This window comes from Gordonia terrae, assembly GCF_001698225.1.
GTDB lineage: Bacteria > Actinomycetota > Actinomycetes > Mycobacteriales > Mycobacteriaceae > Gordonia > Gordonia terrae.
In genome coordinates this window covers 1,389,939-1,415,569 of sequence record NZ_CP016594.1, presented here as the reverse complement: position 1 = coordinate 1,415,569, position 25,631 = coordinate 1,389,939, and the positions used below count along the sequence as shown (strand labels likewise).

Genomic DNA, 25,631 nt, shown 5'->3' with positions numbered 1-25,631 from the left:
AACCCGAGGTGGATCGGGCCCGATGAACGGCGTCGCCGAACCGATGGATCGGTCCGAGGGTCGCAAGTGTGTCGACTTCATCGCGATCAACTACGCCCCCGAGGTCACCGGGATCGCGCCCTACGTCACCGACATCGCCCGACGCCTCGCCGCTCGTGGGTGGAGCGTGCGCGTCATCACCGGTTACCCGCACTACCCGCAGTGGCGACTCGACGGGAACATGTCGGACTACACGTCCACGGTCGTCGATCAGGGCGTCATCGTGGTGCGAGTACCGCACAGCATCCCAGACGGCACTGCTCTGGTGTCACGCTCGCGGATGGAGCTCGAGTTCGGCCTGCGCGCCATCGTCGCCCACCTGCGACCGGAGGCCGTCACCGTCATGGCCAGTCCGCCGCTCATCGCGTCGGCGCTGGTGATGATGCGCCGCAGGGTCGGGCGTCGCACGCTGTCACCGATGGGGGTCTGGGTCCACGACCTGTACAGCCAGGCAGTCAGCGAAGCGGCCGCGGGCGGGTCCCTCAGCCGCGCCCTCGTGAGCAGACTCGAGAAGTTCGCCCTCTGCTCCGCCGATGAGGTGGCGGTCGTGCATCCGCGCTTTGGCGAGATCATCGTCGACCGACTCGGCGTCGACCCGGCGGTGGTGACCCACGTCCGGAATTGGACGCAGGTGCGCCACGAACCTCGTGCGCCCCGGGACATCGCACGAGACCGACTCGGCATGTCCGCCGACGCGATCGTCGCGGTGCACGCCGGCAACATGGGCCAGAAGCAGGGCCTGGAGAACCTGGTCGACGCCGCACGACTCGTCGCCGGGTCGTCGGACGCAGCTCGGAACGTACACCTGTATCTGGTCGGCGACGGCAATCAGCGCCGGCATCTCGAGGACCGCGCGCGCGGCTGCACGGACGTCACCTTCGTCGACTCCCTGCCCGACGATCAGTTCCACCTCATGCTCTCCGCCGCCGATGTCCTGGTGGTCAACGAGAAGCCCGGCGTCCTCGAGATGTCGCTGCCGAGCAAGCTGACCACCTACTTCAGCTACGGAATACCGGTGGTGGCAGCGGTTTCCGATGGCGGGATCACCGCTGCCGAGGTACGGCGCTCGCTCGCCGGGGTCGTCGTCCCCCCGGGCGATCCGGCTGCTTTGCTCGGAGCGATCACCCAGATCGCCGCCGACAGCACCGCGGCACGCATCATGGGCGAAGCGGGCGAACGGTATTCGCGAGAGGTGCTCGGTGCCGACGCCGCCGTCGAGAAATTCGAGATGTGGCTGCGCAAGCTGTCGCACCATGCCTCGGTGCGGGCATGACCGTGACGACTCCGACCACGACCACCGCGCGCTCGGAGGTCCTGTCCGAACTCGAACCCCGACGCCTGCGCGACTACATCGTCGACAAGTCCGATCGCGGACGCAATCGACTGTGGATGGTCACCTGGCTGGGCGTCGGCGCCGTGTTGCGAAGCGGGGTCGGCGGCGCCGTGCTGCGTACCCGTCTGCTGCGTGCCTTCGGCGCGCGGGTGGGTGCCGGATGCGACATCCACCGGAGCTTCCGGGTGCACTTCCCATGGAAGCTGGACCTCGACAACGACGTGCGCATCGACCGCGATGTGTGGATCATCAACCCGGAACCGGTGACCATCGGCGCCCACTGCTCGCTCGGACGACGGACGGTCATCTGCTCGGGCGGTCATGACCACCGCTCACCCACCTTCACCCGCACGAGCGAGTCAGTCGTCATCAGCGATCGCTGCCATCTCGGCAACGGCGTGACGGTACTGAAAGGCGTTGTGCTCCAGCCTGGTGCGCAGGTGCCCGCCGGAGCGGTGGTCATCCCGGCGATCTCGGCGAAGTCGCGTTCTTCGACACCGGGCGGCCGACCATGAGGATCCTGCAGGTACTCACACTCCTGTCGCCCGCAGGCGAGTTCGGCGGACCCGCAACCGTTGCGATCAACCAGAGTCGCGCGCTCGCCGAACTGGGTCACGCGGTCACGCTCATCGCCGGCTCGTACGACGGGCCGGCGGCCGCCCCTGACCTGCCCGGTGTCCGTGTCCTCACGTTTCCGACGCGAACCGTCGGCCGCGGGCGAAGCTTCTCACGCATCATCGCGCCGTCGATGCTGTGCTGGATTCGGGCGCACGCCGACGATTTCGACGTCGCCCACGTCCACCTCGGTCGGGACTTCGTGACCCTCCCCGCCGCTCGCCTGCTGTCATGGGGCAACGTCCCGACACACGTGCAGACACACGGGATGATCAACCCCCGGCCGTCGCTGCCCTATCAGGTGATCGATCGGGCGCTCACGATCCCGGCTGTGCGCGATGCCCGAACAGCGTTCTACCTGAACGAGGTCGAGCTGCGAAAGCTCCGATCGGCGATCGGCGGTTCACCGCGCTACTCCTACCTGGGCAATGGTGTGCCACTGCCCGACGCCATGCCGGCCGATAGCCCCGACGGGCTGCCCGAGGTCCTCTTTCTCGCCCGGTTGCATCCCCGGAAGCGTGCAGTGACCTTCGCCCGCGTCGCAACCGAACTCGCGCCGCTGATCCCAGCCCGTTTTACGATCATCGGACCCGACGAGGGCGATGGGCCGGTTGTCGACGACGTGCTTCGCACCTTCCGCGCGTCCCACGACCCCGAGGTCGCCGACCGCATCCGTCGGGGGGCACCGATTCCGGCACGCTTGGTGGCGGAGCGTCTCGCACAGGCGACCATCTACGTGCTCCCGTCGGTTCATGAACCGCTGCCGATGTCGGTTCTCGAGGCGATGGCCGCCGGTCTGCCGGTGGTGGTCACCGACACCTGCGGATTCGCCGGTCTGGTTGCCGGCGCCGACGCCGGTCTCGTCGTCGACGACTCGATCGGCGCCCTGTCGGCGGCTCTGACCGGACTCCTCACCGACCCGGCGCGGGCCCGCGCGCAAGGACTGCGGGGACGAATCGCTGTCGAAAAGCACTGGGGCATCTCGTCGATCGCTCGACAACTGGAGGAGCGCTACGATGCGGCCCGCTGATCTCGCCGACCCGACGAACAGCGTGGGGACGGTCAGCGTCTCCATCCTCGTCCCTTCCTTCAACCCGGGTGCTCACTTCGAACCGGCGATCCGTTCGGCACTCGGCCAGATGAGCCCGCACGACGAAATCCTCATCCAGGACGCCGGGTCGACCGACGGAACCCAGATCCTCATCGCCGCTCTCGCCGAATCGGATTCGCGGGTGAAAGCCGTGATCGAGGCAGACGACGGCCAGTCGGATGCGCTCAACCGGGCACTGGCCCGGTCCGCCGGCCACTGGGTTCTCTGGCTCAATGCCGACGACATCCTCGTCGAGGGCGCACTGAACGCTGTTCGTGCCGCGCTTCGCGATTCGCCCGGCGCAGCGGTGCTGACCGGAGATCACCAACTGCTGCGCGCCGGTGGCGAGGTGGTCGGGACCTACCGCGGCAAGCCCATCGAGACACGAACCCTGTTGCGACGATCCACCTGCGCATCGTTCTCCGGCTCGGTTCTCATCCGTCGGGATTACCTGACCTCGCTCGGCGGGTTCGACAAGGATCTGCATTGCACGATGGACTACTCGTTGCAGTTCCGCATCGCCGAGACCGCACCGGTACAGCAGGCAATCCCGGTTCCGATCGGCGCGTTGCGTTTTCACGATGCCTCGAAGTCGGCCAACCTGTGGCAGACGTTCCTCGTCGAGTCGTTCCGTCTCCGGTTGCGCTATGCAACGTCCCCCACGGACCGCGTGCTGGGTCTGGTCGGCACCCTCGAACAGCTCGTCTCGTTTCTGGTGTTCCGCATCCGGCTGACTCCCGGCTATCGAAGGGTGCGCGGTGTCTTCCGCAGTTGACCAGAGCGCAGGCGCAGGCAACCGGCTGCGCACCGATGCCTCCGTGCGAATTCTGGCCCGGGTGGCCAGTTCCGCGATGCTCGGTGTCTTCCTGTTGCTCCTGGCCAGAGCCCTCCCGGTCGACGCCTTCGGCCAGTTCGTCCTCGCGTACACGCTCGGCGTGGTGGCCGGCCTCGCCGCGGGCTTCGGGGCACCCATCCGGGTGATGCGCGTCAGCGCGTCGGGAGACAACCACACCGCCGCAGGCCTGTACGTCGCGCACACCATCGCCGTGTCCGCCGTCTTCGTCGTCGCCGTTGCCGGACTCGTCTCGTGCGGGTTTCCGCTCATCGTCGTGGCGGGCGCGCTGTTCGCCTACTCCGACACCGCGCAGAACTTCGCGCAGAACTTCCTGGCCGGCACCCACGCGCACACCGCCGCCAGCTGCCTCGTCGTCGTGCAGCGCGCCGCACCCCTCCTGGTGTGGGGTGGGTTGGCAGTGTCCGGCCGCAGTCTCGACGCCTCCGCACTCGCGCTGGTCTTCGCGTGTACGGCCGTGACCGCGCTGATGGTCCCCGCGGTCTCCGTCGGAGTCCGGGGGCTTCGGACCGCCGCCGGTGCACTCCACGCGCCAGACGCAGAGACCGCCCGCTACTGGGCGCTCGCGATGTCGGGAACGTTGGCGCAGCTGCAGGTCTCCGCCCTCGCCGTGGTCGCGCCGCCCCTGACCGTCGGCTACTTCGCGATGGCCACGCGCGTCACCGGGCCGTTGACACTGCTCTCTGCCGCGCTGTCGACGGTTGCGGTCCCCGAACTCGCCCGCACCGTCGACGACGCGTCGGCTTTCGACCGGATCTACCGACGCTACCGAAACATCGTCATCGCCTACTGCGTCGTCGTCGTCATCGCGGCGTGGCCCGTCGCCTGGGTCATCGTGCAGATCGTCGGCACCAAATACGAACCGGCCCAGACCCTCTTGATCGGCATGATCATCGCGGCCGGCATCTCGTCGCTCTCGCAGGCGATCAGCTCGAAGCACATCGCCGCGGGCCGTCCCGGCACGGTGACCACAGCGATCATCCTGGGCGGCGCGGTGACGCTGGCCCTCCTGCTCCTCGCCGGCGCACTCGACCACCTCGACGCCCTCTGGCTCGCACCCGTCGCCGGTCAACTACTCGTACTCGCCGCCCTGCTCTCCGACGTCCACGAAGGTGGGAGAATGACCCGACTCATCCGAACTCACTGGGAGAAAGCACTTCTGACGTCCGCCGTCGTGGTTCTCGCCCTTACCGGCGGGGTGGCTTTCGCCGGCGCGCGCGAACCCGGTTCCGAGACGCACAACGCCGGAGCCGAGGTCAGCTCTGCCGCGTCGACCTCGCGGTCGGCGACCGGCACCTCGGCAGACGGCACGGCCGTCAGAATCCTCGTCGTCGGTGACAGCTTCACCGAGGGAACAACGTACGGCGGCAAAGGCAGCTCGAACTGGACCCGCATCGCACAGGGCCGTCTCTCAGCGACCCGCCTCAACACGTGCCCGGTGCTGCTACGGGTGTCCGGCCGGGGTGGCGCCGGTTACCTCACCACCGGAATCCGGCACACCACGTTCGCCTCGGAGGCGCAGCGACTGCTCACTCCCGATGTCTCGGCGATCGTGCTCGTGGGCAGTGGCAACGACCTCTCCCATCCGTCGAAGCAGTACCGTGACGCGGTCGACGACACCATCCGCTCAGTGCGCAAGGCCCGGCCCGAACTGCCGGTCGTCATCGTCGGGCTCTCCTGGATTCACGACGCCCCGGTTGCGCCAGAGTATTTGCGCGCCAACAGGTTGCTCGCCGGCGCCGCCAAGCGGCACGGGGCCTCCTTCGTCGATCCGATCAGAAGCGGCTGGTACGCCGCCCCCCGCGACCATTCGATCGTGGGTGCCGATCTGCGTCACCCGACCGACGAGGGGCATGCCATCATCGCCGACCACATGACACCGGTCCTGGAAAGTCTGGCGCGCAAGGGGAGCTGCGAATGAACCGGCCGCGCGTCATTCACAACCGCCCACGGGTCATCCGTGCGGCGACCGCGTTGGGGGTCACCGCATGTCTCGGGCTGATCCTCGCGATGGCGGTGACCACCTTCTCGACACAGCACACGACGGTCCAGGCGACATCGCGCGTCGTCCTCACCTATGAACGCGATGCGATGCAGTTACCGCAGGACTTCGACCCCGCACCCACCATGCTGCTGACGCGAAGTATCGAGTCCTACTCGTCGCTGGTCACCAGCGAGAACTTCCTCCGTCGCGTGATCGACACCCACCACATCGCGATGAGTCCCGCCGAACTCCGGCGCGCGGTGTCGATCACCGCTCCGCCCGAGACGACGATCATGGACTTCACCGTCCGAGGCGACGACGCGCGCATCGTCGAAGCAGCAGCGTTGGGCGTCGGGCGCGAATTCACCGCGGCCCTCGCCGAACTCGAGTCACCGGCACCGATCGAATCACTCGTCCTCGGACCGGTGGACGCCGATCGGACATTCCCCGATGCGCCGGTGCGCACCGCACTGCTGGCGACCCTGGCGGGACTGACCGCACTGGTTCTCGCCGCGATGTTCGCGCGTCGCCCGGCCCGACAACCACTCCCCCAACCCACACCGACCGCAGTTGTCTGGAGGACACCATGAAGCGACCCAACAAGTGGCTCAGCCTGATCGTCTGGCTGCTCCCCGCGTCCACGGCAAAGAACGCGATGCTGCGCATCCTCGGCAACACCATCGGTCACGGCGTCAGCCTCGGACCGAACCTCGTGCTCGGGTGCGGACCGTTCCGGATCGGAGACCGCGGAGTGATCGCTCCGTTCAACATCTTTCGGCAGATGGCGCGAGTCGAACTCGAGAAGGACAACTTCATCGGCCGGTTGAACCAGTTCACGGCCGCACCGTCGTACCAGAGATTCAGCGAGCGCGCCGGCGTGCTGTCGATGGCCGAGCAGGCCGCCGTCACGAACCGCCACTACTTCGACTGCTCGGGCCGGATCGAGATGGAGCCCTACAGCGCAGTGGGCGGGACGCGGAGTCTCCTGCAATCCCACGAGATCGACATCGTCGAGGACCGGACCACCATCGGCACCATCACCATCGGCGAGCGGAGTCTGACCGCGACCGCGTGCCTCATCTTGAAAAACGCTGTGATCCCTCCCTATTCGCTCGTCGCCGCCGGATCGGTGGTGACCGCGTCTACCGAATCCGCCGTCGGCGACGCCGGGCTGTACGCCGGGGCGCCGGCACGGTGGCGACGCGATCTCCCCGAATGCAAGTGGTGGTACCGGTCGTCGTATATGACCCCGGTGCGGGAGGTCGAGGGATTCTGATGGTTCCGACCTCCACGCCCCGGTTGTCGTCGATGGCCCTCGTAGTCCTGGCCGTCGCTGTCGTCGTCCTGGGTTCGGCGTGCACCACCGCGGCACAGGCCGAACGGTCTGACGATCGGGTCGCCTCGGCGCGGGGCGCCACCGTGCACGTCGATTACGCCACGGCGGCTGCGGTACCGCCCGGTTTCGTCGCCGTCGAGCGGGGCCGCAGTCTGCACCCACTCCGGGTCGCGGACGGGCGTCTGCTGCACGGCACGTCCTCCGCATCCGATGCGGCGTCGTACATCTCGACCGATCTCGCGCCCGCCCGAGTCACACGAATCGGCGCGACCGCGAGCTTCACCGGAGACGATTCCGGGGCCATCGCGCTCCTCGTCAGCGCGAAACCGGTGCCGGAGAACGAGTCCGACGCGGCACCCGATGCGGCGGTGCATTTCGTCGCGACGCGGACGGGATGGTCGTATGCGATCTGGCAGGCGGGCGATGTCGGACAGACAATCCTGGGCCAGGGCACCTATCGGACCGCCTTCGACCGCGACGCCGCTCGGTTCGAGATCGAACTCGACGGAGACCGGGCGAAGGTCTACCTTCCCGACGCCACGTCGATCGTGTTCACCGACGGCCGCATCGCCGAATTCGCCGGGAGCTGGGCGACCTGGGAACTCTACGAAGACGCCCCGGGCACGAGTCCCGCGTCATTCCGGGAGTTGTGGGCGTCATGACCTTGATTCTCGTGACGTTGCTGGTCGCACTGGGACTCTTCGTCGCAGTTGCCCACGACAGGCAGTGGGCCCGGCATGTCGATCGGTTCCTGTGCAGTTGGTTGATCGCGTTGACGGCATGGCCGGTCATCGTCATCTACGCCGTGGCCCCGGCCTTGTGGTCGACGGCCGACGCCGCCGGGCCGATCTTCGCGGTTCTGCTGTACGGGCCTGCGGCGGGAATCAGCGTGGCTGCAGCGCTTCGTGCGGTCTCCGCCAGCGATCTGCGCATCGACAGCTCGGCGGCGATCCTCGCGTTGTTGATGCTGTACGCCTGCGCGGCGATGATTGTCGACGGTTCGGGCAGGATCGTCAATCTCGTGATGTCGATGGCACTGCTGGTGGGCTTCGTGTTCCGCTACCGGTCGTTCGGGCTCGACGATGTGGCCAGGTCCGCCCGGATCGCGCTCGTCGTGACCACCGGGAGCCTGCTGGTGTCGGTGCTGTTCAACTCATCTCGCGTCGTCGGGGCGTGCCGTATCGACAAGTGCACCGACCTCGGTGCGGTGCTCACCTCACCGTTCGCCGGCAACGGCAATCTCGCGGGAATCACCATCACGGCCCTGCTGCCGTTCGCGGTGTACCGCGTGTCCATGTGGCGTGTACTCGCCGCGGTCGCCGGGGTTGCGCTGATCGGCCTCCTCGCCGGCAGCCGAACCGCCTTCGGCGGCATCGCCGTCGCAGGTCTGCTCGGAGTCGTCTTGGCGATCCCCTCGATCACCACTCGGGTTCGGAACCTGTTGCTGGGTCTCGCGCTGGTTGCGAGCACCGTCTATTCGCTGTTCCCGCTCTACATCGGTTACACCAACGCCGATTACAGCTTGCGGGGCTACCTCTGGAACCAGGCGCTGCGGGAGATCCCCGACCAGTGGTTCTTCGGCCACAATCCGGCGTTCTGGGTGGAATCCGGCGCGTCGTTGTTGTTCAAGGCCAACTACTCCCCGCACAACGGCTGGCTGGAGATCCTGCTGTCGGTCGGGGTCTGGGGGGTTCTGCTCATCGTCGTCGCCGCCGTTGTCAAGGTGGTCCAGACCACCGACGGAACGACGCGGGCCTTCCTGCTCGCCTACTTCAGCACGATCCTGGCACTCAGTTCGCTGGAGGCCGTGTATGTGCCGTACTTCCTCGGCATCGCGCCGTTTGCGGCACTGCTCCCGTACTTCCTGTACCACCACCGTCCGCCCGTTCACCGTTCGTCCCAATCCCTGTCGCCCGTGCCCGGTCACGAGGTGTCCACCGAGTCACAGATGGAGTCCCGATGAAAGTCCTCAACATCGTTGCCGCGAAATGGATGCTCGTCGTGGCATTCACCCTGATCGGCCTCATCGCCGCCATCGGCTACTCGCTGCTTCAACCGCAGACCTACGTGGCGACCGTTCGGACCTACATCGCCACCGGCACCTCCGACATGCTGGAGGCATACCAGGGAAACCAAGCGGCCCGGGCGAGCATCCAGACGTTCGCTGTGCTGGCCACCGACCCGACCGTCGCGCAGCGGGCGATCGCCAGATCGGGGGTCGACATCTCTCTGCCACAGTTCATCTCCGAGATCTCGGTCAGCGTCCCGCCGCAGACCGTCATCCTCGATGTGTCCGTCCAGAACTCGACGTCGGCCGACGCTGAACGGCTGTCCACCGCCCTCGCGCAGGAACTCGTCGGCACGGTCACCGCTCTGCAGGAGCCGGCCAGCGGCGGCCCCGGGGCACTTCGACTGGTGGTCGTCGACCCGAATACCCAAGGCGCCGTGCGTCAGCAACTCATCGACCCGGTGCTCCTCGGCATCGGCGCGATCGGCGGTGCGCTCGCCGGCTCCCTGATCGCACTGCTGCTCCATCGTCGCCGCGGCGGCGTGTCCGATGTGGAGCAGTCCGACCGCATCCCGGACGGTCCGACCACCGGCGACATCGAGGTCACCATCAACCGCCCGTCCAGCGCGATGAGGAGCCAGCATGTGCCTGTCGAACAGTCGACGGCAGCGAATCACCGGGCCCCGCTGGTCGAGCACCCAACCAACGCACCCGGAGCCCGCCCGCCGCTGGTTACACAGGCACCGAGCCTTTCCCCGCTGGTTGAGCAGGCGACGAGCGAAGCAGGCAGCCAACCCCCGCTGGTTGAGCAGGCGACAAGCGAAGCGAGGAGCCGTGTCGAAACCACCCCCCGCAATGCCAGTTACACAGCTCGCCACACCCTGAGCCGGCACTCCGCAACGCGGCACGGTGGCGGATTCGTCGGGCCGGGCCGAGCCATCTGACCGTATGGCGACGCGCTTTCCGCTTCCGGGAGCTGGCGTCAAAAGAGATGCCCACCCGCGCCCGCCCGGCATGATCGTCGGTCATGAAGTTGTGGGTCGACGATCTCCGCATCCCGCCAGAAGGCTGGGAGTGGGCCAAGACAAGTGCTGAAGCAATCGACCTCCTCGACGCCCGAGTCGAGGAGGTCGATGTGATGTCGCTCGATCACGATCTGGGTGGTGACGACACCACGCGGGCGGTGGTGCTGTGGATGTGCGAGCACGAGCAGTGGCCCCGCGAGGTTCGCGTTCACAGCGCCAACCCGGTGGGCGTCGAGTGGCTGACCGGGATGATCGATCGCTACCAGACGCGCTGGTAGACCCTCAGTTCAGGACACCCTGCAGCGCCCCGACGACCGGCTTGGGCGAGCCGTCGAAGCGGTACAGACCGAAGTTCGAGTTGTCATCCGCCTTGTTCGCGGACAGGTCACGGGACGTAAAAAGGAATATCGCCGCGATCCACGACAGTCCGTTCGCGCGGTTGACCGCGTCAGTGATGATGCTGGATTGGACGGCTTCGGTTGTCGAGGCAGGCGTGTTCCCGGTCGGTTGCCCGAACTCGGTCACCCAGATGGACTTGGTGGAGTCCCCATTTGCCACCATGATCGCGCGCCCCTCGGGCAGCACCGCCGCGCCGCCTCCGTCTCCGGCGCGCGGGTCCGCGGTGATCGGGTACGGCAGCGTATACGGATGGACGCCGATCCCATTGAAGTACGGCTTCGCGCCGAGTGCGTACATGTCCGAGATGAAGGTGACGTCTCGAGTCTCGGTTCGAAGACTTGACAGCCCGCCTGTGATGACAGGTTGATTGCCAGCTCCCGCCCGGATTCCACCGAACGCCGCCTTGAGCAGTGGGACGTACTCATTGGCCGTGGGCGGGATCAGATAGTGCGCAAGATTCGGTTCGTTCCATACCTCCCAGGCGGCTACTCGCGATGAGTATCGCACTGCAACCTGTCTCGCGAACTCACCGAAAGTGGCCGGGTCCGCGGGCCCGTTCCCGTTGGCAAGCGGATTTGCACCGGACTTTTGTGCCCATACCGGAGCCGGCCCCTCGAGATTCATCAGGATCGACAGCCCCTTTGACCTGGCTGCACTGACCGCGGAATCCAATCGCGTCCACGTGAACGAACTCGAGTTCGAAGGTTGAAGCAGATTCCATTTCGCCGGGATCCGGATGGCCGTCGCTCCGGTGGCCCTGATCTGCTCGGCCTCTCCGGCGAAGTCGGCGCCGGCGTACTGGGTCGAGATGGACGCCACGCCTACGCGGACGCGGGGAGCTGAGTGTGCCGACTGCGGCGCGGCGAGCAGGATCAGTGTGAGCACAGCCAATAGACAGGCTGTCGCTGAGAGTCGGCGCACGTGTCCCCCCGCCGTTGTTGAAGACTTCTATCAATCGAACCACATCACCCAAGACTCGACACCGAGATGAGTTAGAACTAACGGCTTCACTCGTCGATTTGCTCGATCCGGTCACAGTTTCAGACGAATCAGGCTTGGGCACTACCGGCACGCTCCGCTCTCGGACCGTCCCTGAACTAAGCGAACAGGCTAGGATCTACGGGACCTTCGCTTCACCGGCGCGACATGCGATGAGGACAACTTCTCATTCGCATCACCTAGTATGGCGCACGCCTCTGGAAATCCGATCAAATGAGGAGCTCGCGCTTTCGAACTCGCCTCCACGACTGAATCGACGAAGCGCAAGCGTCGAACTCGACGGGCAAGCTATCGGTCCGAAGTGATCAGTTCGGGCCCCCACGGCCATCATGAGAATCGTCCGTCGCAGCTAGGCGGCGTGGGTACTCAACCTCGCGTCGCCGAGTGTCCTCGGCTCGAGACAGACCTTTCGCCCCCCGGCTCGGTAGCTCGAACAACCAGCCAACAGCGCGGAAACGGTCACGCAGCAGCATAAACGCCACGCTCGTGCCGACGCCAACAGCAAGCAGCACTGGGAACAACAACCAAGGATTGGTCATCCCGTGGCCACCGAGAACAGTGCCGACAGACTTTATGGCGACGAGGTGGACAATGTAGAGAATCAGGGAGTTTCTGCCAAGGTATTCGAGACATTCGCGTGTGCGACTTCTCGGAATACGGGGCACCAGACAGATCGCAAGAAACAACCCGCACGCGACCGGCAAGACGTAGGTTGGTTCGTACAGCACTTCCCAATGTGCGATGCTAAAACCAGAAGCAATCGCTCCAATCGCAAAGACTGGAACAAGATATCGACCACGATTAAACACAGACAGGCGCTCGGCGTGGTCAGAGTAGACCTTGCCGAACATGAAGAATGCGAACAGAAATGCCATCTTTGGCAGCCGAAGCTCGTCGATGATGAACTGTGACACGGCAAGTGCGATCAGCCCGGGGATCCAGAACGGGATTGGCTTGATCAGCCACGCAATCGTGTAGAAGATCAGCAGGAACCACAGGTACCACAGGTGCGTTTCGACTGGGTCGTAGAGCGCTCTGCTCAGCGTGTGGCCATCAATGTCCCCTTGCACCGCAAGGATGATGACTGTCCATACAAGGTAAGGCCAGAGCAGCTTCCGGCCCTTCCCAGCGAAGTACACGGGGGCATTCTTGGACAACGACCTGGTCAACAACATGCCGCTGAGGAACATCAGCGTCGGCATTCGAAACGGCTGAAATGCGAGATTAAAGATCTCAATTATTCGCGGATACGAATCTGCATAATAGTGGAGAGCCAGTCCAGCATGGAGAACGACCACCAGCAGCATCGCAATTCCACGTAGAGTGTCCATCCACTCGAACCGCTGAGTCTTCACCATAGAATCATGCCTCGCATTGCTTCGAACGGCAGAACTGCACGGATCAGAGGTCCCGGATTCGTCCGTCCGGACTACCCCAAACCACGCATGCCGTTGAAAAGCCATTGAGTCGAACGCGTGTTGACCCGTGACACCGAACGGTTCCGAAGCTTTTGACGCCTAGGTGAGACCGTTGGCAAGCACAGCCACCACAGTATTCCACATCAATGTCAGCTCGCATGGATCAGTCGCGTGTGCCACGATTCAAGCACAAGTTGAAACTATAGTTCTTGGGAGCGTTGATGAAGCCCGAAGTGTCGTCGCGTGTCCGTTGGATGGACACGGTCCGGGGCGAGATGATCCTGCTGGTAGTTCTCTACCACGCGACAACTCGAGTCACCAGGTACGACCCCGAAGCGCTCCCATGGCTGTCCGACTTCAACAACTTCTGGGAACCCTTCCGCATGCCCACGCTGGTACTTCTGTCTGGAATGCTCCTCAGCCGGTCGCTGTCCAAACCCCGTAGAGATTATATCTTGGGGAAAGTGCGGAATCTCCTGTGGCCGTATTGTGTGTGGTCCTTCATTTTCATTACACTCCTCGCCGCAACCGGTGCAGGACAAAGTCAGGACTCCCTGACAGGACAGCTTTTAGGCATCGCGACCGGGACGGCGACTTACTTATGGTTCTTGTCATTCTTGTTTGCATATTACATTATTAGCCTATTCATCTCTAAGGACGTACGCCTATTCCTGATACCAGTACTCCTCGCAGCTTCCGCACCCCTGAATTACATAGACGGCTATTATCAATTGTACAAGTTTCTTTTTATGCTTGCGTTTTTTTGGTTAGGAGACGCGGCCATGAATTCGCAGTTCTTCGACCGGGCCTGGGTCCGCTCGTGGTGGGCGTTGTCCGGCGCCGCGATCGTCGCCGGCGTAGCGGGGGTTTCGGCAGTACTGCTCGGGACTCAGGTCCGGTACATGGCGCTCTACTGTATTCCGGTTGCAGCAGGAATCCTCGTCATCATTCGCGCGGCTCAACTGATCGGCGATACGAAGGTGGCTAGGCTGTTGCAGTCTGTCGGCAGTGAGACGATTGTCTACTATACGAGCCACTACACGATAATCGCGGTCGCCTACTACGTTCTCGCGCGGGCCCTGCCAGTCGATCAACCGCTCGTTCTGCTCTTCGCCGGACTCCTGTCAGCGCTTGGAGGCGGTTTTGCGTTGGTTTGGCTGCGCCACAACCTAAAAGCATTTGACGTTCTCTTCGTTCTTCCTAGCTACCCACGTCTGTCGGTGCTTTGGCTGCGCCCAGCAAGGAGACGCGCTATCGATTCTGCACTGACCAGAGCCTCGAAACAGTGAGCTTCTGCTAGCGCTGCTCGCCAACGTACGTGCGTGGTCTGCGGGTTGTGACGAGACAGCTGTGGTCTTTGATGTGTATTTCTATGTACAGAGAGATTTGCGACAGCGAAACGGTCGGCTCTCGGCACGTTGGACACCGTTCGACACCCGCGGCCCGCCGAAGACCGAGGAATCACACTCAGTCGGTAGGCATGGGCGAAGTGTCACGGGGCTCCTGACAAGCGGGAGGCGCGTGCGTCACTACTGCCTCCAGCGGAGGACCGCGCTCGTCGCACCACTGGGACCGTAAGGGTTGACGTGGGATAGGCCACAGCGAAGAACATGCAGATCCACACAACGTAGGCGGTGACTGTGCCCCCTGTGCTGATAGATGAGAACAACTGAATCGACACGAAAGCGATAAGCACCGAGGCCATACCGGGGTTGACCGTGCGGTCTGCAGCAATCCGATGGGCAATAATCCACAGCACAGCGGCAAAGAAGCACAGCGCAAGAACTGATCCAAAACCGACTAGGTATCCGAGAAACGCCGACTCGGGGCTGGTCTGGAGGCCGTATTCGGCAGCTACGAAGGGCTTGACTCTCTGAATGCCCTCGCCGAACGGAAAAAAGTTACCGGCATCAGGCAAGAGAACTGTCCAGGCGTTACGTCGAGCTTGAGCTGAACCGGAGTCATCCGCGATTCGGCCGGAAACCGCGTCAAAGGCGCCGAGGGCACTGAAGAGGAGATACGCCCCTAGAACCCCAGACCCCAGGATAATTCGCCGCCCGGACGTCGCCGAGCTCGTGAATATAAGAAAGATAATACCGAACGCCGCTCCCAGGAGGCCAATGCGCGACTGCGTTAGCGTCACTCCGACCACGAGAACAACAAGCGCCAAGTAAGTGAGCCACGTGCGCCGCATCAGCGCGAGCAATGGAATCGCAGTCGCTATGAACAGGCCTAAGTCAAGCGGGTGGTCGATGGTACCCATCTGCCGATTGGCCTCATCAACAATGTGCCACCAGAAACGTCGCGCATACTGGTCCTGATACGGCTGCGGAACGATGTTGCGAGATACTAAGAATGCGAGCACGCTCTGTGCGCATGCTGCAACCACGTATCCGATCGCGAGCATCCGATAGAACGAACCGTATCTTTCGGCGAGATCGCAACACAACACGAAGACCAGCACCGGCGCGCAAATGAAGTTGAGCCAGAAGGATATTGCAGCACTCGGACTCGTTCCGACGATCAGCTCCGAGCCGAGCGATCCGAGCAGAAACACCATTACCAGGCCTGTAGCTCCCCTGGGGATCGCAGTGAGTATTTCTTGCGACTTCGGCGGAAGATCTCTAGCTGGAATCAGCAGACGTGTGCACGCGACTGCAATTGTCAGGATCGTGCATATATGCACACCGAGGAGGGAGACGCGAGCGGCAAAAGGCACCACCGCGTAACCGACCAGCACAGTCGCGACTCCGAAGCGCGGATCGAGGTACGCCACAGCGCACACGAGTCCAACCACTAACAGGGCGAGAACCACTGTCATGAAGACCTACCATCTGTTGCACTCCACGACTTGCGAGTGGCTCTCCACGACCTGCGAGTGGCTCCCAGATCGCCCGGCATCAGACCCATCGACTCATCGGTAGACGGAATGCCCGTCATTCGGACTCTCTGGCACAGCGTCACGAGATGCACGGGCCTCAACTGTCGCTGGATTCACGTGCCGGGCGTCGACTTCGGATGCATTTCCGTAATAACCGTACCGGTAAGTCCGCTCACGATCGCTGACTCCGTTCACCACGACACCCAAGATGATTGCCTGCGCACGTTTGAGTTCGGTAAACGTCGACAGTAGTTCTGTACGCTTCGTGCTGCCGGCGCGTACGACGACGACCACACCGTGCACCCATTTGGTCAGCTCGACCGCGTCGGTGACAGGCATGACCGGCCCCGAATCGACGATGACAAGGTCGTACTGCGCCTCGAGTGCGGCGAAGCACCTGCCCGTTCTCTGCGACGCGAGCAACTCTGCCGGGTTCGGCGGTACCGGACCTGAGGCGAGCACATCGACACCCGGGGTATTCGACTGCTGGATCACATCCGAGACGTTCTCGACGCTACCGCGCAGATAGTCGGTGAGTCCGATGCTGTTTGTCAGGCGCATACGCTGGGACGCGGAGGGCTTGCGCAAATCAGCCTCAACCAGGACCACCCTGTTCCCCGATTCGGCAAACGCGGCCGCAAGATTCACTGCAGTCGTCGTCTTGCCCTCCCCTGGATTCGCGCTTGTGACCAGGATTCTGCGCGCAGGAGTATCGACGCTCACGAAGCCAAGATTGACGCGTAGACGGCGGTAGGCCTCGCCCGTCGGACTCGCTCCCGCCGGCGCGAAGTCCAGCAAGACCTTGTCCTGTAGGGCGGAATCGTCCGGCACTGTGCAAAGTGACGAAACGTTGGGCAGAAGCTCCGTGACATCCGACTCGCTACGAAGCCGCGTATCCAGCCGGTGACGCGCAAGCACGATGAGGAGACCCAGCAGCAGTCCGACGCTGAGCCCAATCGCCAGATTTCGCTTGGTGCGCGGCGAGATCGGAGCATCGCTGGTCGTCGCCGGACTCACCACTGTGACTTTCGCGAGGGGGTCGCCCCCCGAACTCGGGGTCTCCAGAACAGAGACGTATTCGACAAGAGACTCTGCGACTCGGTTCGCCAAGCCGCTGGCAACGACCGGGTCAGAATTTGTCGCACTCACGGTCAAGATGACCGTCTCGACCGAGGTATAGGCGGAAACGTCTTCCCGCGCGTCCTCGACACTCATCTGGAGACCAGAGTCCGCCAACGCGCTGCTCAGTACGGCCTCGGAGTCCACCAGACGCACGTACGAGGCCACGCGCTGTTGCGAGGCCAGCGAGCCCTGGTAAGCGTTTTGCACCGTCGCCTCAGTCCCCGAGGTCACGTAAAGGACAGCCGAGGATCGATACAGCGGAGTCTGGGTGAGGCTCAGCCCGACCGCTGAAGCGCCACCGATCAGAACGCATAGTCCGATGATCCACCAACCGTCGCGGATCACGCGGAGCAACACCCGCAGACGGTCACCCGTCGACGCGGTGTCAACAGCTTCAGTTTGGTTCACAATGCCTGCCTCGGTTGTGGGCTCGGACTGTCGAGCCGGTGGGCCTGAGTTGAATCGAGTGAGGTCCCTCTTATCGAAACCTCCCCGGATGAAATTTCCGCCTAGCTCAACGCGGATGTTCGGGGAGAATCGAGACTCGCGAGGAGCTCGTTCTCGTAGGCTTCACATACACCGATCCAGGTGAACTGTTCCTGCTGCCGAAGCATGGCAGAGCGGCCCAGCCTAAGGCGGGCGTCCTCGCTGCCCATCACGTCGATCAGTGCCTCCGCAATCAATCCTGGATCCGCCGGGGTGAACACTCCTGCGTCACCCAGAACCTCTCGATTGAACTTGGTGTCACGGGCTACAGTCGGCGCTCCACACGCCATCGCCTGGACCAGTGCGGGGTTAGTACCTCCGACACTGTGACCGTGGAAATATGCACCGCAGTTCTGCCACAAAGCGAGGAGCTCATCGTCATTCGATATGTGACCCAACCAGGTCACACTTTCGCACGCATTTGCCAGCGCTGCAACTTGCGCTTCGATTTCGCCGCCATAACCCGAGGAGCCCACTATGACTACTTGCATATCGTCGGGAAGACGCTTGACAGCTTCAACGAACTCCGTGACCGAGTTCTCCGGGACGAACCGTGCGACATATAGAACGTACTTTCCCGAACCGAACCCTCGGACCGGGGCAAGCTGGCCGGTCTCCGTTCCGCCGTAGGGGATGTATGAACCCACGCGCGCGAATTCGGCCACCCAGCGGTCGCGGATGGCTAGAGAGTCGCACACGATGCGGTCGGCGTAACGACCAGTCAAAACGGCGCCCGTTCGGAAAACCAGCTTGGCCAGGCTACCCCACTTCTGACGCTCCCACTCGATGCCATCGACGTTCAGGACCACGGGGATGCCACGTGCCCTCAGGATGGGCAGCCAGTAGCCGTTGGCGACATTCATGACAAGCGCCACGTCGACGTTTCGAAACGCCGCGTCAATAGAACTCGTCAGCCCATATGAAAGCGTGCTGAGGGATTTTTTTTCGATTCCGGGAGTGAAAACTTGGACAACAGCGGCATCATCTGTGTCATCACCTATACGGTCGACTCCCGATCGGCAGTAAACTACTACCCTCCACCCGCGTTCCGTCAGGAAGGGAACCAGTTTACGGACCAGGGTCTCGAATCCCCCGTAATAGCTCGGGTAACCGCGCGTACCCACAATCGCCACGGTCGGCTTGGATGTGCTCGCCATTGTCAATCCTTCGAGTTTTGTACGTGCATGGCAGATTGACGTCCAGCGGACTCCTGCAGACCAGTCAATCTCTCGGCAATACCCAGGACTGAGCTCTCGATCGTCAGCTTCTGGGCGTTCGTGTAAGTGTGCTGGGAGACCCGCGCCATCAAGTCGGGATCGTCAAGCAGCCGACGAATTGCCCGAGACCACACCGCCGGGTCCGTCGACTCGACGACGCACAACGCCGCGATGTCTGGATCGGTGATCAGCATGCGGGCGGCACCGTACCTGTGGCCGATGACGATCGGCACTCCCGCGAGACTCGCCTCGACAGCACTCCGGCCAAACGCCTCGCGATACGACGTGCCCACATAGATCGATGCCGCCGGCCACATGTCCTCGGGCGTCGCCCAGCCCATGACTTCGGAGAAGACCCGGGTCGCCGCACGCAGTTCCCCCAGTAACGGTCCGTCGCCGAAGATCCGTCCGTCGCGTTGGACGGTCTCGCAGACTTCAGCGAACAATGCAGGTCGCTTGTCGACGTCGAGACGACCCGCCCACACCAAGTAGCCAGACACGTTTCGGCCGCTGTTGCTCTTCGGTAGTGACTTGATCCCGGGCTGGACGACGCTGGGCGCGATCCACGGACGAACGTCCTCGCCAAGCGTCTGAGTGGTGACCCAGACATCCCGCGCGCGACGCAGTGCCACTGTCTCGAGGAGACGGAGGAGCTGCCGGCGTGGAGCTTTCTGTTCCCCCTTCGCAGGCCACGGGAGCCCCCGGATGTATGAGACCCAGGTCGCCCTGTTCCTGCGCCCCGCGAGCGTGTCCAAGAACACGGCGACGTCGGACTGCGTGATCAGTGTGACGACCCAGTCAGCGCGCGCATAGCTCTCATCCGACGCGAGAAGCCGCCGAATTTCGGGGACCACTGCCAATCCGTGACGATGGACCTCGGCAGAAGTAACCGCATAATGTTGACGTACGGTCCCGGGCGCCCCTGGTCTCATCGCGACCGTGCCCGTCCAGGGCATACCCTGACTGCGCGCTTCCTCGATCAAGTCGAAGAGCGAATTGTACACCCCGCTCCGGGCCATCAGCGGGGCTGCAACGAGGTGAACCCGGTAGTTGTCCTCCACCAATCGACTCACCGCCCAAGCAGATCGAGAATGAACTGCGCTTTGTGACGCCACGTCACGGAATCCGGGATACAGGCCGTAATGCGCTTGGGCCGGCCTCCTCGTAAGTGTTCGTTCAGCCACGCCTGATGCCCATCCGCGTCGACGGCGAAGACTCCATCGTCGAGCTTTCGATTCGCGGTTCCCAATACTGGCGTTGTCAGAACCGGGAGCCCGGCGGCTCGATATTCGTATGTCTTGATCACATCACCACCGACCTCACCGCGACCCACCCGATGGGGAACCCATCCGATGTCAAACGTGGTAAGCAGGTCCGGCACCTGTTCGTAGTGGACGTCTCCAAGCAGACGAATGTTGCCCGCCGCGGCGAGGGGGCCACGGTATTCCCGATCGAGAATGGGGCCGGCGAATACGAAGTCGACATCCGGAAGTCTCTCCGCTGTCTGACATATCAGGTCGAGGTCGAGGCGACGACCAATCTTTCCGACATATCCGACGGTGATCGCCCCCTGAGCGCGAGACTCCTGTGTGAACCGCTCGGGGTCGCACCCATTGAGTACAAGATGCACGTCGGAGCGCCCGAAACGCTGCGCCAGTTCAGCCGTCGCTTCCGAGTTAGCTGTTACGTAGTCCGCCCGAGAGAACATCCGCTCGTATGCCCGATGGACCTGGTCACTGATCCCTTGAAACGCGAAGTGCACCGTCCAGTCATCCAATAGATCGAAGACAAGCACCCGGTCTCCCCCACTCAGATCCGCCCAGGAAGAGCTCAAAGACACGAACGGGTTCCAGACCGCCGCGTCCGCGACAGCCATCTCAGCACCGAGCCGCGGGTACTTAGGCAGCGAATCCACCCACCACGCTTGGCGGTCGGACAGGCGAGGCAACATCCACGTGAAGGTGTTGAGCGCCATCGTGTTCTCCGCGAGACTCAGGTTCCTGGATCTCACGGAAGCACCGGTCAAGTGCGGCTCAGGACGCGAGATCACCGCGGTGCTCCCTGTCCCGGCGAGCAACCGCCCAAACCACTCGATCAAGTGCCCGTCGCGAGTTCGATAGCCTTCCCGGCTCAGCTTGTGCTGGCCGTGCATAGGAAACGCCATGAGCGCTACCTTCGTGTCCTCGGACGCTAATCTACGCAACGGGTGCTCCATTGTCGGTTCGGCGGTACTCGTAGGTCCGGTAACCCATCAGTCCGAGTACCTTTCCAATCTCAAAACTCACTACGGTGAACGGCTTGGCGGCTATTCTGCGGTCGAAGACCAGTCCGCGAACGAGCAGTAGACCGTAGTAGCCCGCTCGCGGCGCACCTTTGAAAAGTGCACGAACCGGGCTGTCGCCGTACTTTAGGCGAACCCGTGAATGCACGATTCCGCTACGCATACTTCTTCGTACAAGCCATTTGGCACTGAGTCTCGACGCAGGTACATCCTCGGAGACGACGGCGTCGTTGCAGTAGGCGATACGCGCCCCGCTTCTTCGCAAACCCCAGAAAAAGTCCCAATCACTGCCACCCGTCTCGCTGAACGACGGATCGAACCGAGGTTCACCAGCTCGTACCCACGCTTCACGGGCGAGCGCGGTGTTATTGGTCGCCGCCGACAACAAGGGAGTTCCGCTCGGAACCCTCTCTCGCTGAAAGAATCCGCCGCGCCGAATCCAGGCAGGGCAATCCTTTGGCAGACAGGTGATCACGGGCCCCTGAACCACATCAGCGTCGTTGGACTCAAGATAGGAGGTAAGCGTGAAAAACCACTCGGGCTCAACCCATTCGTCGTCATCAACAAAGATGATCCCGTCGTACCCCGCAGTGAAGTAGTCCAAGCCGGCGTTGCGCGCCTGAGCAATTCCGGCCTCAGGTTGAATCGCATAAAACGTAACGGCGGGATGCTCTTCGGCGATCGTTCGGGCTGAACCATCAGGGTCGTTGTCCACCACCACAACATCGGCGACCTCGCCGACCGCGGTCAGGCTGTCCAGCAGACGCTTCAAGCCATCGGGACGCATATAGGTGGCAACCGAGATCAAGTAAGAACAGCGGACGCGTTGTGCCGCACTCTCCTGCACTGTCATATCAATCTCCCGAGCGCTTGACATCGTGTCGCTTTCGCACGACGGCGGTCGCGCGCTTTGCAAAGCCCCGGCCCTTCTGGCCGAGGAGCACGAAGTCATCGCGTCGAACCCGCAGGAACAGAGCCGGCTTCATGCCGAACACGCGGTTGGCGAGAACCAGAACAAACAAGCCACATATTGCGTTGGCCACCATCGATGCGATCGCGGCGCCCATGGCACCCATCGTCGGCAGAAGTAGAATCAGCAGTGCAATATTCAGTACTACGGACGACAGAATCGCGATGCTCCGCAGGATCGGGCGCCCGCGGGCCGTCATACCCGCTGCAGCTACAGATCCCGGATTTCCGATGATGGTACCGACGAGGACGACCGCGAGAACTCCAGTGACCGAGCCGAACTCAGGTCCGAACGCCAGCGGAACGAGCCACCACCCCACAAGCACCGCAGCCACTCCGACCGTGGCAGTGATGATGGTGGACAGCCGCGCGGCGCGTCCGAGGCTCTCGTCGTCATTCTTCGCTGACTGCACCGAGAACACTACGTCCCTGACTGCGGCATTGAAGGTTCGCACCATGTCAGCCAACGACACTGCGACGATGTAAATGCCGAGCTGTTCGGCTGAGGACAGCGGCAGGAACAGAACCTGATCCAACCTCGCGAGAACCACCCCAGCAGCGGAACCGATCCAAGCACCAAGCCCGAATCGTGTCAGCTGTGCGGCATGCCTCCCTACCTGCAGGTCCGAATCTTGAGTTGTGGACAGCCCGCGGTACCTCCCGAGCAACCCGAGGTACGCGATGATTCCCACGCAGTTGCCGATCGCAAGCACCCAAGCAGCTGAGGTAACCGTCAGCCCATCAATCGCGAGAAGTACTCCCAACGCACCAACGCGGAACACGCTCGCGAGACATTGATCGGATGCTACGAGGAACCACGCCTGCACAGCTCGGGCGTATCCACGGATCACAAGTGCAACGAGGGCCGGCGTGAGCATCAAGCTGATCATCGACATCAAACCCTGGATGTCCGGGTGGTCTCCCGCCAAGATCCCGGATATCGACGTGATCAAGGCACTACCGAGTGGACCCACGATGCACACGACCAGCAGCCCAAGACCGAGTGTTCGCAGCGTCCGAACGCGACGCGCTACGAAGTACGTCACGGCGTCGGGCATTCCCATGGTGAGTGCAGCTGAGGCCACCAGCAAGGGAGCCGTTGCAGCGGCGACGAGACCGCGACCCTCCGCGCCCAGCGCGCGCGCTAGCAGAGGCGCCGTGATGAGCGACGCCAGCAGTGGCGTCAGATTTCCGAGAGTGACGATCGCGATGCTTCGACCGACATCACGCGTGGAGTCCCGATTGGTGCCAGCCACGACGGTTTCATCCATCGCCTCCGCAATCTTCGGCACAGTCATGACGAGCCGGCCAACTGCTTCCGGTCCAGTTCCGAGTACGTCGCTGCGATCTGCACGTCGTTCCCTCCCTGCGTCACGTTCGCGTGTTTCAGTCCTGTCGCCTGAGCAGGTTCGAGGGAAATGAAGTCCCGACTTCGACCGTCGACGACGCGAATCGGAATCTGCGCCTGAAGTGCCGTGTGGTTGATCCACACATCGTCTGCCCTGGGACACTCTCTTTTGAACTGGGTGCCACGGGCAACAAGTGCACGCATCAGTTCGGCGGGGTACAAAGCACCAGACACCCCGGTCACGAAGTTCCGGTTCGACACGAACGAGTCCTGGACGAGCGGCCACCGGCAATAAGGGGTCAAACGTGGCCCACGGTCCACGTCAGAAGTGTCGACGACCACGCGCCGAGCCCGATAGCAGGAAATTCCGTCCGGGTGGCCGAGGTGGAAGGCGAAAAGTCTGTGGAGCCAGTGCGCCGGGTACACCGTGTCGTCATCCGCTGTCACCAGCGGCACACCGTCCTCGAGGGCGAGCGCGAGAGCGTCGAAATACTTTGTGTGCGGACCAGAGCCCCCGTCGGCGGCGCGGACCTCGAGGCCCACCTTGCGCAACCGCTTCAGCTCCTTTGGCAGGCATTCAACCGCCTGCTGGTCGTCTACCCACAGAACTATCCGTGACGGCCGAAGCTTCCCCCTCAGGATCGACTCGATCGCGAAATGGGCCAGGGTGATGCGATCTCCGTAGCTCGTCAGGCTGACGATGGGAGCGCCGTGGTCACCCAGCGCGGACCGCCGCAGTGGCAGAGCGTTGGTAATCCTGATCCGAATAATCAGTGACTGCTTCTGAGCGCGGAACTTCACACCGCCGACCGCACGTCGAAACCGCGACCGCTCATCTCCAATACTGTTGAACTGCATGTATTTTCGATTCCCGCTTCCGTATGTCTCTTTGCAATTCGCGATCAGCAGAGGAACGACCAACCGGCGGCCTCCCACACCGACTTCTCAAGGCACAACCTGCCGTCGATAATGGTGCGACCCCGCACGATCGGGTTCAGGTCCACGGGCTTGAGGGAACGGAACTCCTTCCACTCCGTCAGCACGGCCACCACATCGGCGTCCTGGCAGGCGTCACGAGCACTCGCCGCATAGTCCAGAGTCGGGAACAGGCGCTTGGAATTGTTGTTCGCTTTCGGGTCGTAGACCACCACCGAAGCACCCTGGAGCTGTAGCTGACCGGCGACGTTCAACGCAGGCGAATCTCTCACGTCGTCGGACTCTGGTTTGAAAGCCGCTCCGAGTACCGCCACGCGCTTTCCAAGCAGAGAACCGCCGCATGAGCGCTTCGTCAGGTTCACCATGCGGTTTCGACGACGCATGTTCACGTTGTCGACCTCTCTGAGGAACGACAACGCCTCGGACGCGCCCAACTCGCCGGCTCGCGCCATGAAAGCTCTGATGTCTTTCGGCAAGCACCCGCCGCCGAAACCGAGTCCGGCGTTGAGGAACTTGCGTCCGATTCGGTCATCGTGGCCGATCGCATCTGCTACGGCGGTCACATCAGCACCGGCGGCCTCGCAAACTTCGGCGATCGCGTTAATGAACGAGATCTTCGTTGCGAGAAACGAGTTGGCGGCGACCTTGACCATCTCGGCACTCTGACGGTCCATCACGATGTAGGGCGTCCCGGCCTCGATCATCCGGGCGTACACCTCACGCGCCGCGCCCTCGAGTTCACTTCCCCGCTCGGCGCCAACGACGATACGGTCCGGCCGAAGCGTGTCGTCGATCGCATGCCCCTCCCTGAGGAATTCGGGGTTCCATCCGAGGTGGACGGTCACGTCGTCTTTGGCCAGATCCTGCGCGCGGTTTGCGAGGCGTTCGCAGGTGCCGACGGGCACTGTGGACTTACCCAGAATGAGTGCGTCCCTTGTCAACAGCGGCACCAGACCCTCGACCACGCTGTCCACATAGCGGAGATCGGCAGCGTACTCACCCTTGCGCTGCGGTGTGCCGACCGCGATGAAGTACACCCCACCCCACTCCGCGGCTTCCTCGTAGCTCGCGGACACCCTCAGTAGCCCTGATTCCAGGTGCTTTCGGACCAGGTCCGGCAACCCGGGCTCGTAGAACGGGACCTCGCCCCGTGCTAGTTCTTCCCGGCGGAAATCGTCGAGTTCGATACCCAGGACCTCGTGACCGAGCTCGGCCATACAGGCCGCATGCGTCGCGCCGAGGTAACCGAGCCCGAAGACAACAATCCTCATCCGATTTCCCTTCTCAATGCC

23 protein-coding genes are annotated in these 25,631 nt (G+C 63.0%); 12 read left to right on the top strand and 11 right to left on the bottom strand.

Features of this window, described 5'->3' with window-relative positions; translation table 11 throughout:
• The first annotated feature begins 22 nt into the window (after positions 1-22).
• From BCM27_RS06420 to BCM27_RS06370, 11 genes are all read left to right on the top strand, one after another.
• On the top strand, positions 23-1,312 hold the full coding sequence (locus BCM27_RS06420; RefSeq protein ID WP_004021361.1) for a glycosyltransferase family 4 protein: 1,290 nt from the start codon (positions 23-25) through the stop codon (positions 1,310-1,312).
• Complete coding sequence (locus tag BCM27_RS06415) at positions 1,309-1,887, top strand: LbetaH domain-containing protein (protein WP_004021362.1); 579 nt, start codon at positions 1,309-1,311, stop codon at positions 1,885-1,887. The genes BCM27_RS06420 and BCM27_RS06415 overlap by 4 nt, the downstream gene beginning before the upstream one ends.
• On the top strand, positions 1,884-3,017 hold the full coding sequence (locus BCM27_RS06410; protein ID WP_004021363.1) for a glycosyltransferase: 1,134 nt from the start codon (positions 1,884-1,886) through the stop codon (positions 3,015-3,017). The genes BCM27_RS06415 and BCM27_RS06410 overlap by 4 nt, the downstream gene beginning before the upstream one ends.
• On the top strand, positions 3,004-3,852 hold the full coding sequence (locus BCM27_RS06405) for a glycosyltransferase (RefSeq protein WP_033204992.1): 849 nt from the start codon (positions 3,004-3,006) through the stop codon (positions 3,850-3,852). The genes BCM27_RS06410 and BCM27_RS06405 overlap by 14 nt, the downstream gene beginning before the upstream one ends.
• Positions 3,836-5,851 (top strand): GDSL-type esterase/lipase family protein, encoded by a 2,016-nt coding sequence (locus tag BCM27_RS06400; RefSeq protein WP_004022694.1) that lies wholly within the window; start codon positions 3,836-3,838, stop codon positions 5,849-5,851. The genes BCM27_RS06405 and BCM27_RS06400 overlap by 17 nt, the downstream gene beginning before the upstream one ends.
• Positions 5,848-6,504, top strand: a complete 657-nt coding sequence (locus tag BCM27_RS06395; RefSeq protein ID WP_004022695.1) for a YveK family protein — start codon at positions 5,848-5,850, stop codon at positions 6,502-6,504. Before BCM27_RS06400 ends, BCM27_RS06395 begins: the two co-directional genes overlap by 4 nt.
• Entirely contained in the window at positions 6,501-7,190 is a 690-nt protein-coding gene (locus BCM27_RS06390; RefSeq protein WP_004022696.1) for an LbetaH domain-containing protein, read from the top strand. The genes BCM27_RS06395 and BCM27_RS06390 overlap by 4 nt, the downstream gene beginning before the upstream one ends.
• Positions 7,190-7,912: a hypothetical protein gene (locus BCM27_RS06385; RefSeq protein ID WP_004022697.1), complete on the top strand. Its 723-nt coding sequence runs from the start codon at positions 7,190-7,192 to the stop codon at positions 7,910-7,912. The genes BCM27_RS06390 and BCM27_RS06385 overlap by 1 nt, the downstream gene beginning before the upstream one ends.
• Positions 7,909-9,213, top strand: a complete 1,305-nt coding sequence (locus BCM27_RS06380; RefSeq protein ID WP_004022698.1) for an O-antigen ligase family protein — start codon at positions 7,909-7,911, stop codon at positions 9,211-9,213. Before BCM27_RS06385 ends, BCM27_RS06380 begins: the two co-directional genes overlap by 4 nt.
• Positions 9,210-10,202 (top strand): YveK family protein, encoded by a 993-nt coding sequence (locus BCM27_RS06375; RefSeq protein ID WP_004022699.1) that lies wholly within the window; start codon positions 9,210-9,212, stop codon positions 10,200-10,202. The genes BCM27_RS06380 and BCM27_RS06375 overlap by 4 nt, the downstream gene beginning before the upstream one ends.
• Positions 10,203-10,285: 83 nt before the next feature.
• Positions 10,286-10,561 carry a cyclic-phosphate processing receiver domain-containing protein gene (locus BCM27_RS06370; RefSeq protein WP_004022700.1) on the top strand — a complete coding sequence of 92 codons (276 nt, stop codon included), beginning with the start codon at positions 10,286-10,288 and terminating at the stop codon, positions 10,559-10,561.
• Between the two features lie 4 nt (positions 10,562-10,565).
• Here BCM27_RS06370 and BCM27_RS06365 read toward each other — a convergent pair whose 3' ends face one another.
• Both BCM27_RS06365 and BCM27_RS06360 read right to left on the bottom strand, forming a co-directional pair.
• Positions 10,566-11,567 carry a cellulase family glycosylhydrolase gene (locus BCM27_RS06365; protein ID WP_004022701.1) on the bottom strand — a complete coding sequence of 334 codons (1,002 nt, stop codon included), beginning with the start codon at positions 11,565-11,567 and terminating at the stop codon, positions 10,566-10,568.
• A 419-nt stretch (positions 11,568-11,986) separates the two neighbouring features.
• A complete protein-coding gene (locus tag BCM27_RS06360) occupies positions 11,987-13,012 on the bottom strand; it encodes an acyltransferase family protein (protein WP_275425838.1) in 1,026 nt (341 codons plus the stop codon).
• Positions 13,013-13,320: 308 nt separating this feature from the next.
• Here BCM27_RS06360 and BCM27_RS06355 point away from each other — a divergent pair, with 308 nt between their 5' ends.
• Positions 13,321-14,388, top strand: coding sequence for an acyltransferase family protein (locus BCM27_RS06355; RefSeq protein WP_004022703.1), 1,068 nt, complete (start codon positions 13,321-13,323; stop codon positions 14,386-14,388).
• Between the two features lie 203 nt (positions 14,389-14,591).
• On the opposite strand, the gene BCM27_RS06350 is transcribed toward BCM27_RS06355, so the two are convergent.
• The 9 genes from BCM27_RS06350 to BCM27_RS06310 all read right to left on the bottom strand — a co-directional run bounded on the left by BCM27_RS06350 (position 14,592) and on the right by BCM27_RS06310 (position 25,610).
• Positions 14,592-15,920, bottom strand: coding sequence for an O-antigen ligase family protein (locus BCM27_RS06350; protein WP_004022704.1), 1,329 nt, complete (start codon positions 15,918-15,920; stop codon positions 14,592-14,594).
• A 93-nt stretch (positions 15,921-16,013) separates the two neighbouring features.
• On the bottom strand, positions 16,014-17,510 hold the full coding sequence (locus BCM27_RS06345) for a tyrosine-protein kinase domain-containing protein (RefSeq protein ID WP_004022705.1): 1,497 nt from the start codon (positions 17,508-17,510) through the stop codon (positions 16,014-16,016).
• Between the two features lie 101 nt (positions 17,511-17,611).
• Positions 17,612-18,745, bottom strand: coding sequence for a glycosyltransferase (locus BCM27_RS06340; RefSeq protein ID WP_033204997.1), 1,134 nt, complete (start codon positions 18,743-18,745; stop codon positions 17,612-17,614).
• A 2-nt stretch (positions 18,746-18,747) separates the two neighbouring features.
• A complete protein-coding gene (locus BCM27_RS26045) occupies positions 18,748-19,437 on the bottom strand; it encodes a glycosyltransferase family 4 protein (protein WP_239450671.1) in 690 nt (229 codons plus the stop codon).
• A 437-nt stretch (positions 19,438-19,874) separates the two neighbouring features.
• The gene (locus BCM27_RS06330; protein ID WP_239450670.1) at positions 19,875-20,780 is read right to left on the bottom strand and encodes a glycosyltransferase; all 906 of its coding nucleotides are present in this window, start codon (positions 20,778-20,780) and stop codon (positions 19,875-19,877) included.
• A 220-nt stretch (positions 20,781-21,000) separates the two neighbouring features.
• The gene (locus BCM27_RS06325; protein WP_004022709.1) at positions 21,001-21,939 is read right to left on the bottom strand and encodes a glycosyltransferase family 2 protein; all 939 of its coding nucleotides are present in this window, start codon (positions 21,937-21,939) and stop codon (positions 21,001-21,003) included.
• Position 21,940: 1 nt separating this feature from the next.
• Positions 21,941-23,353: a lipopolysaccharide biosynthesis protein gene (locus BCM27_RS06320; protein ID WP_004022710.1), complete on the bottom strand. Its 1,413-nt coding sequence runs from the start codon at positions 23,351-23,353 to the stop codon at positions 21,941-21,943.
• Positions 23,350-24,261, bottom strand: coding sequence for a hypothetical protein (locus BCM27_RS06315; protein ID WP_004022711.1), 912 nt, complete (start codon positions 24,259-24,261; stop codon positions 23,350-23,352). The genes BCM27_RS06320 and BCM27_RS06315 overlap by 4 nt, the downstream gene beginning before the upstream one ends.
• A 44-nt stretch (positions 24,262-24,305) precedes the next feature.
• Positions 24,306-25,610 carry a UDP-glucose dehydrogenase family protein gene (locus BCM27_RS06310; protein ID WP_004022712.1) on the bottom strand — a complete coding sequence of 435 codons (1,305 nt, stop codon included), beginning with the start codon at positions 25,608-25,610 and terminating at the stop codon, positions 24,306-24,308.
• Positions 25,611-25,631 lie beyond the last annotated feature (21 nt).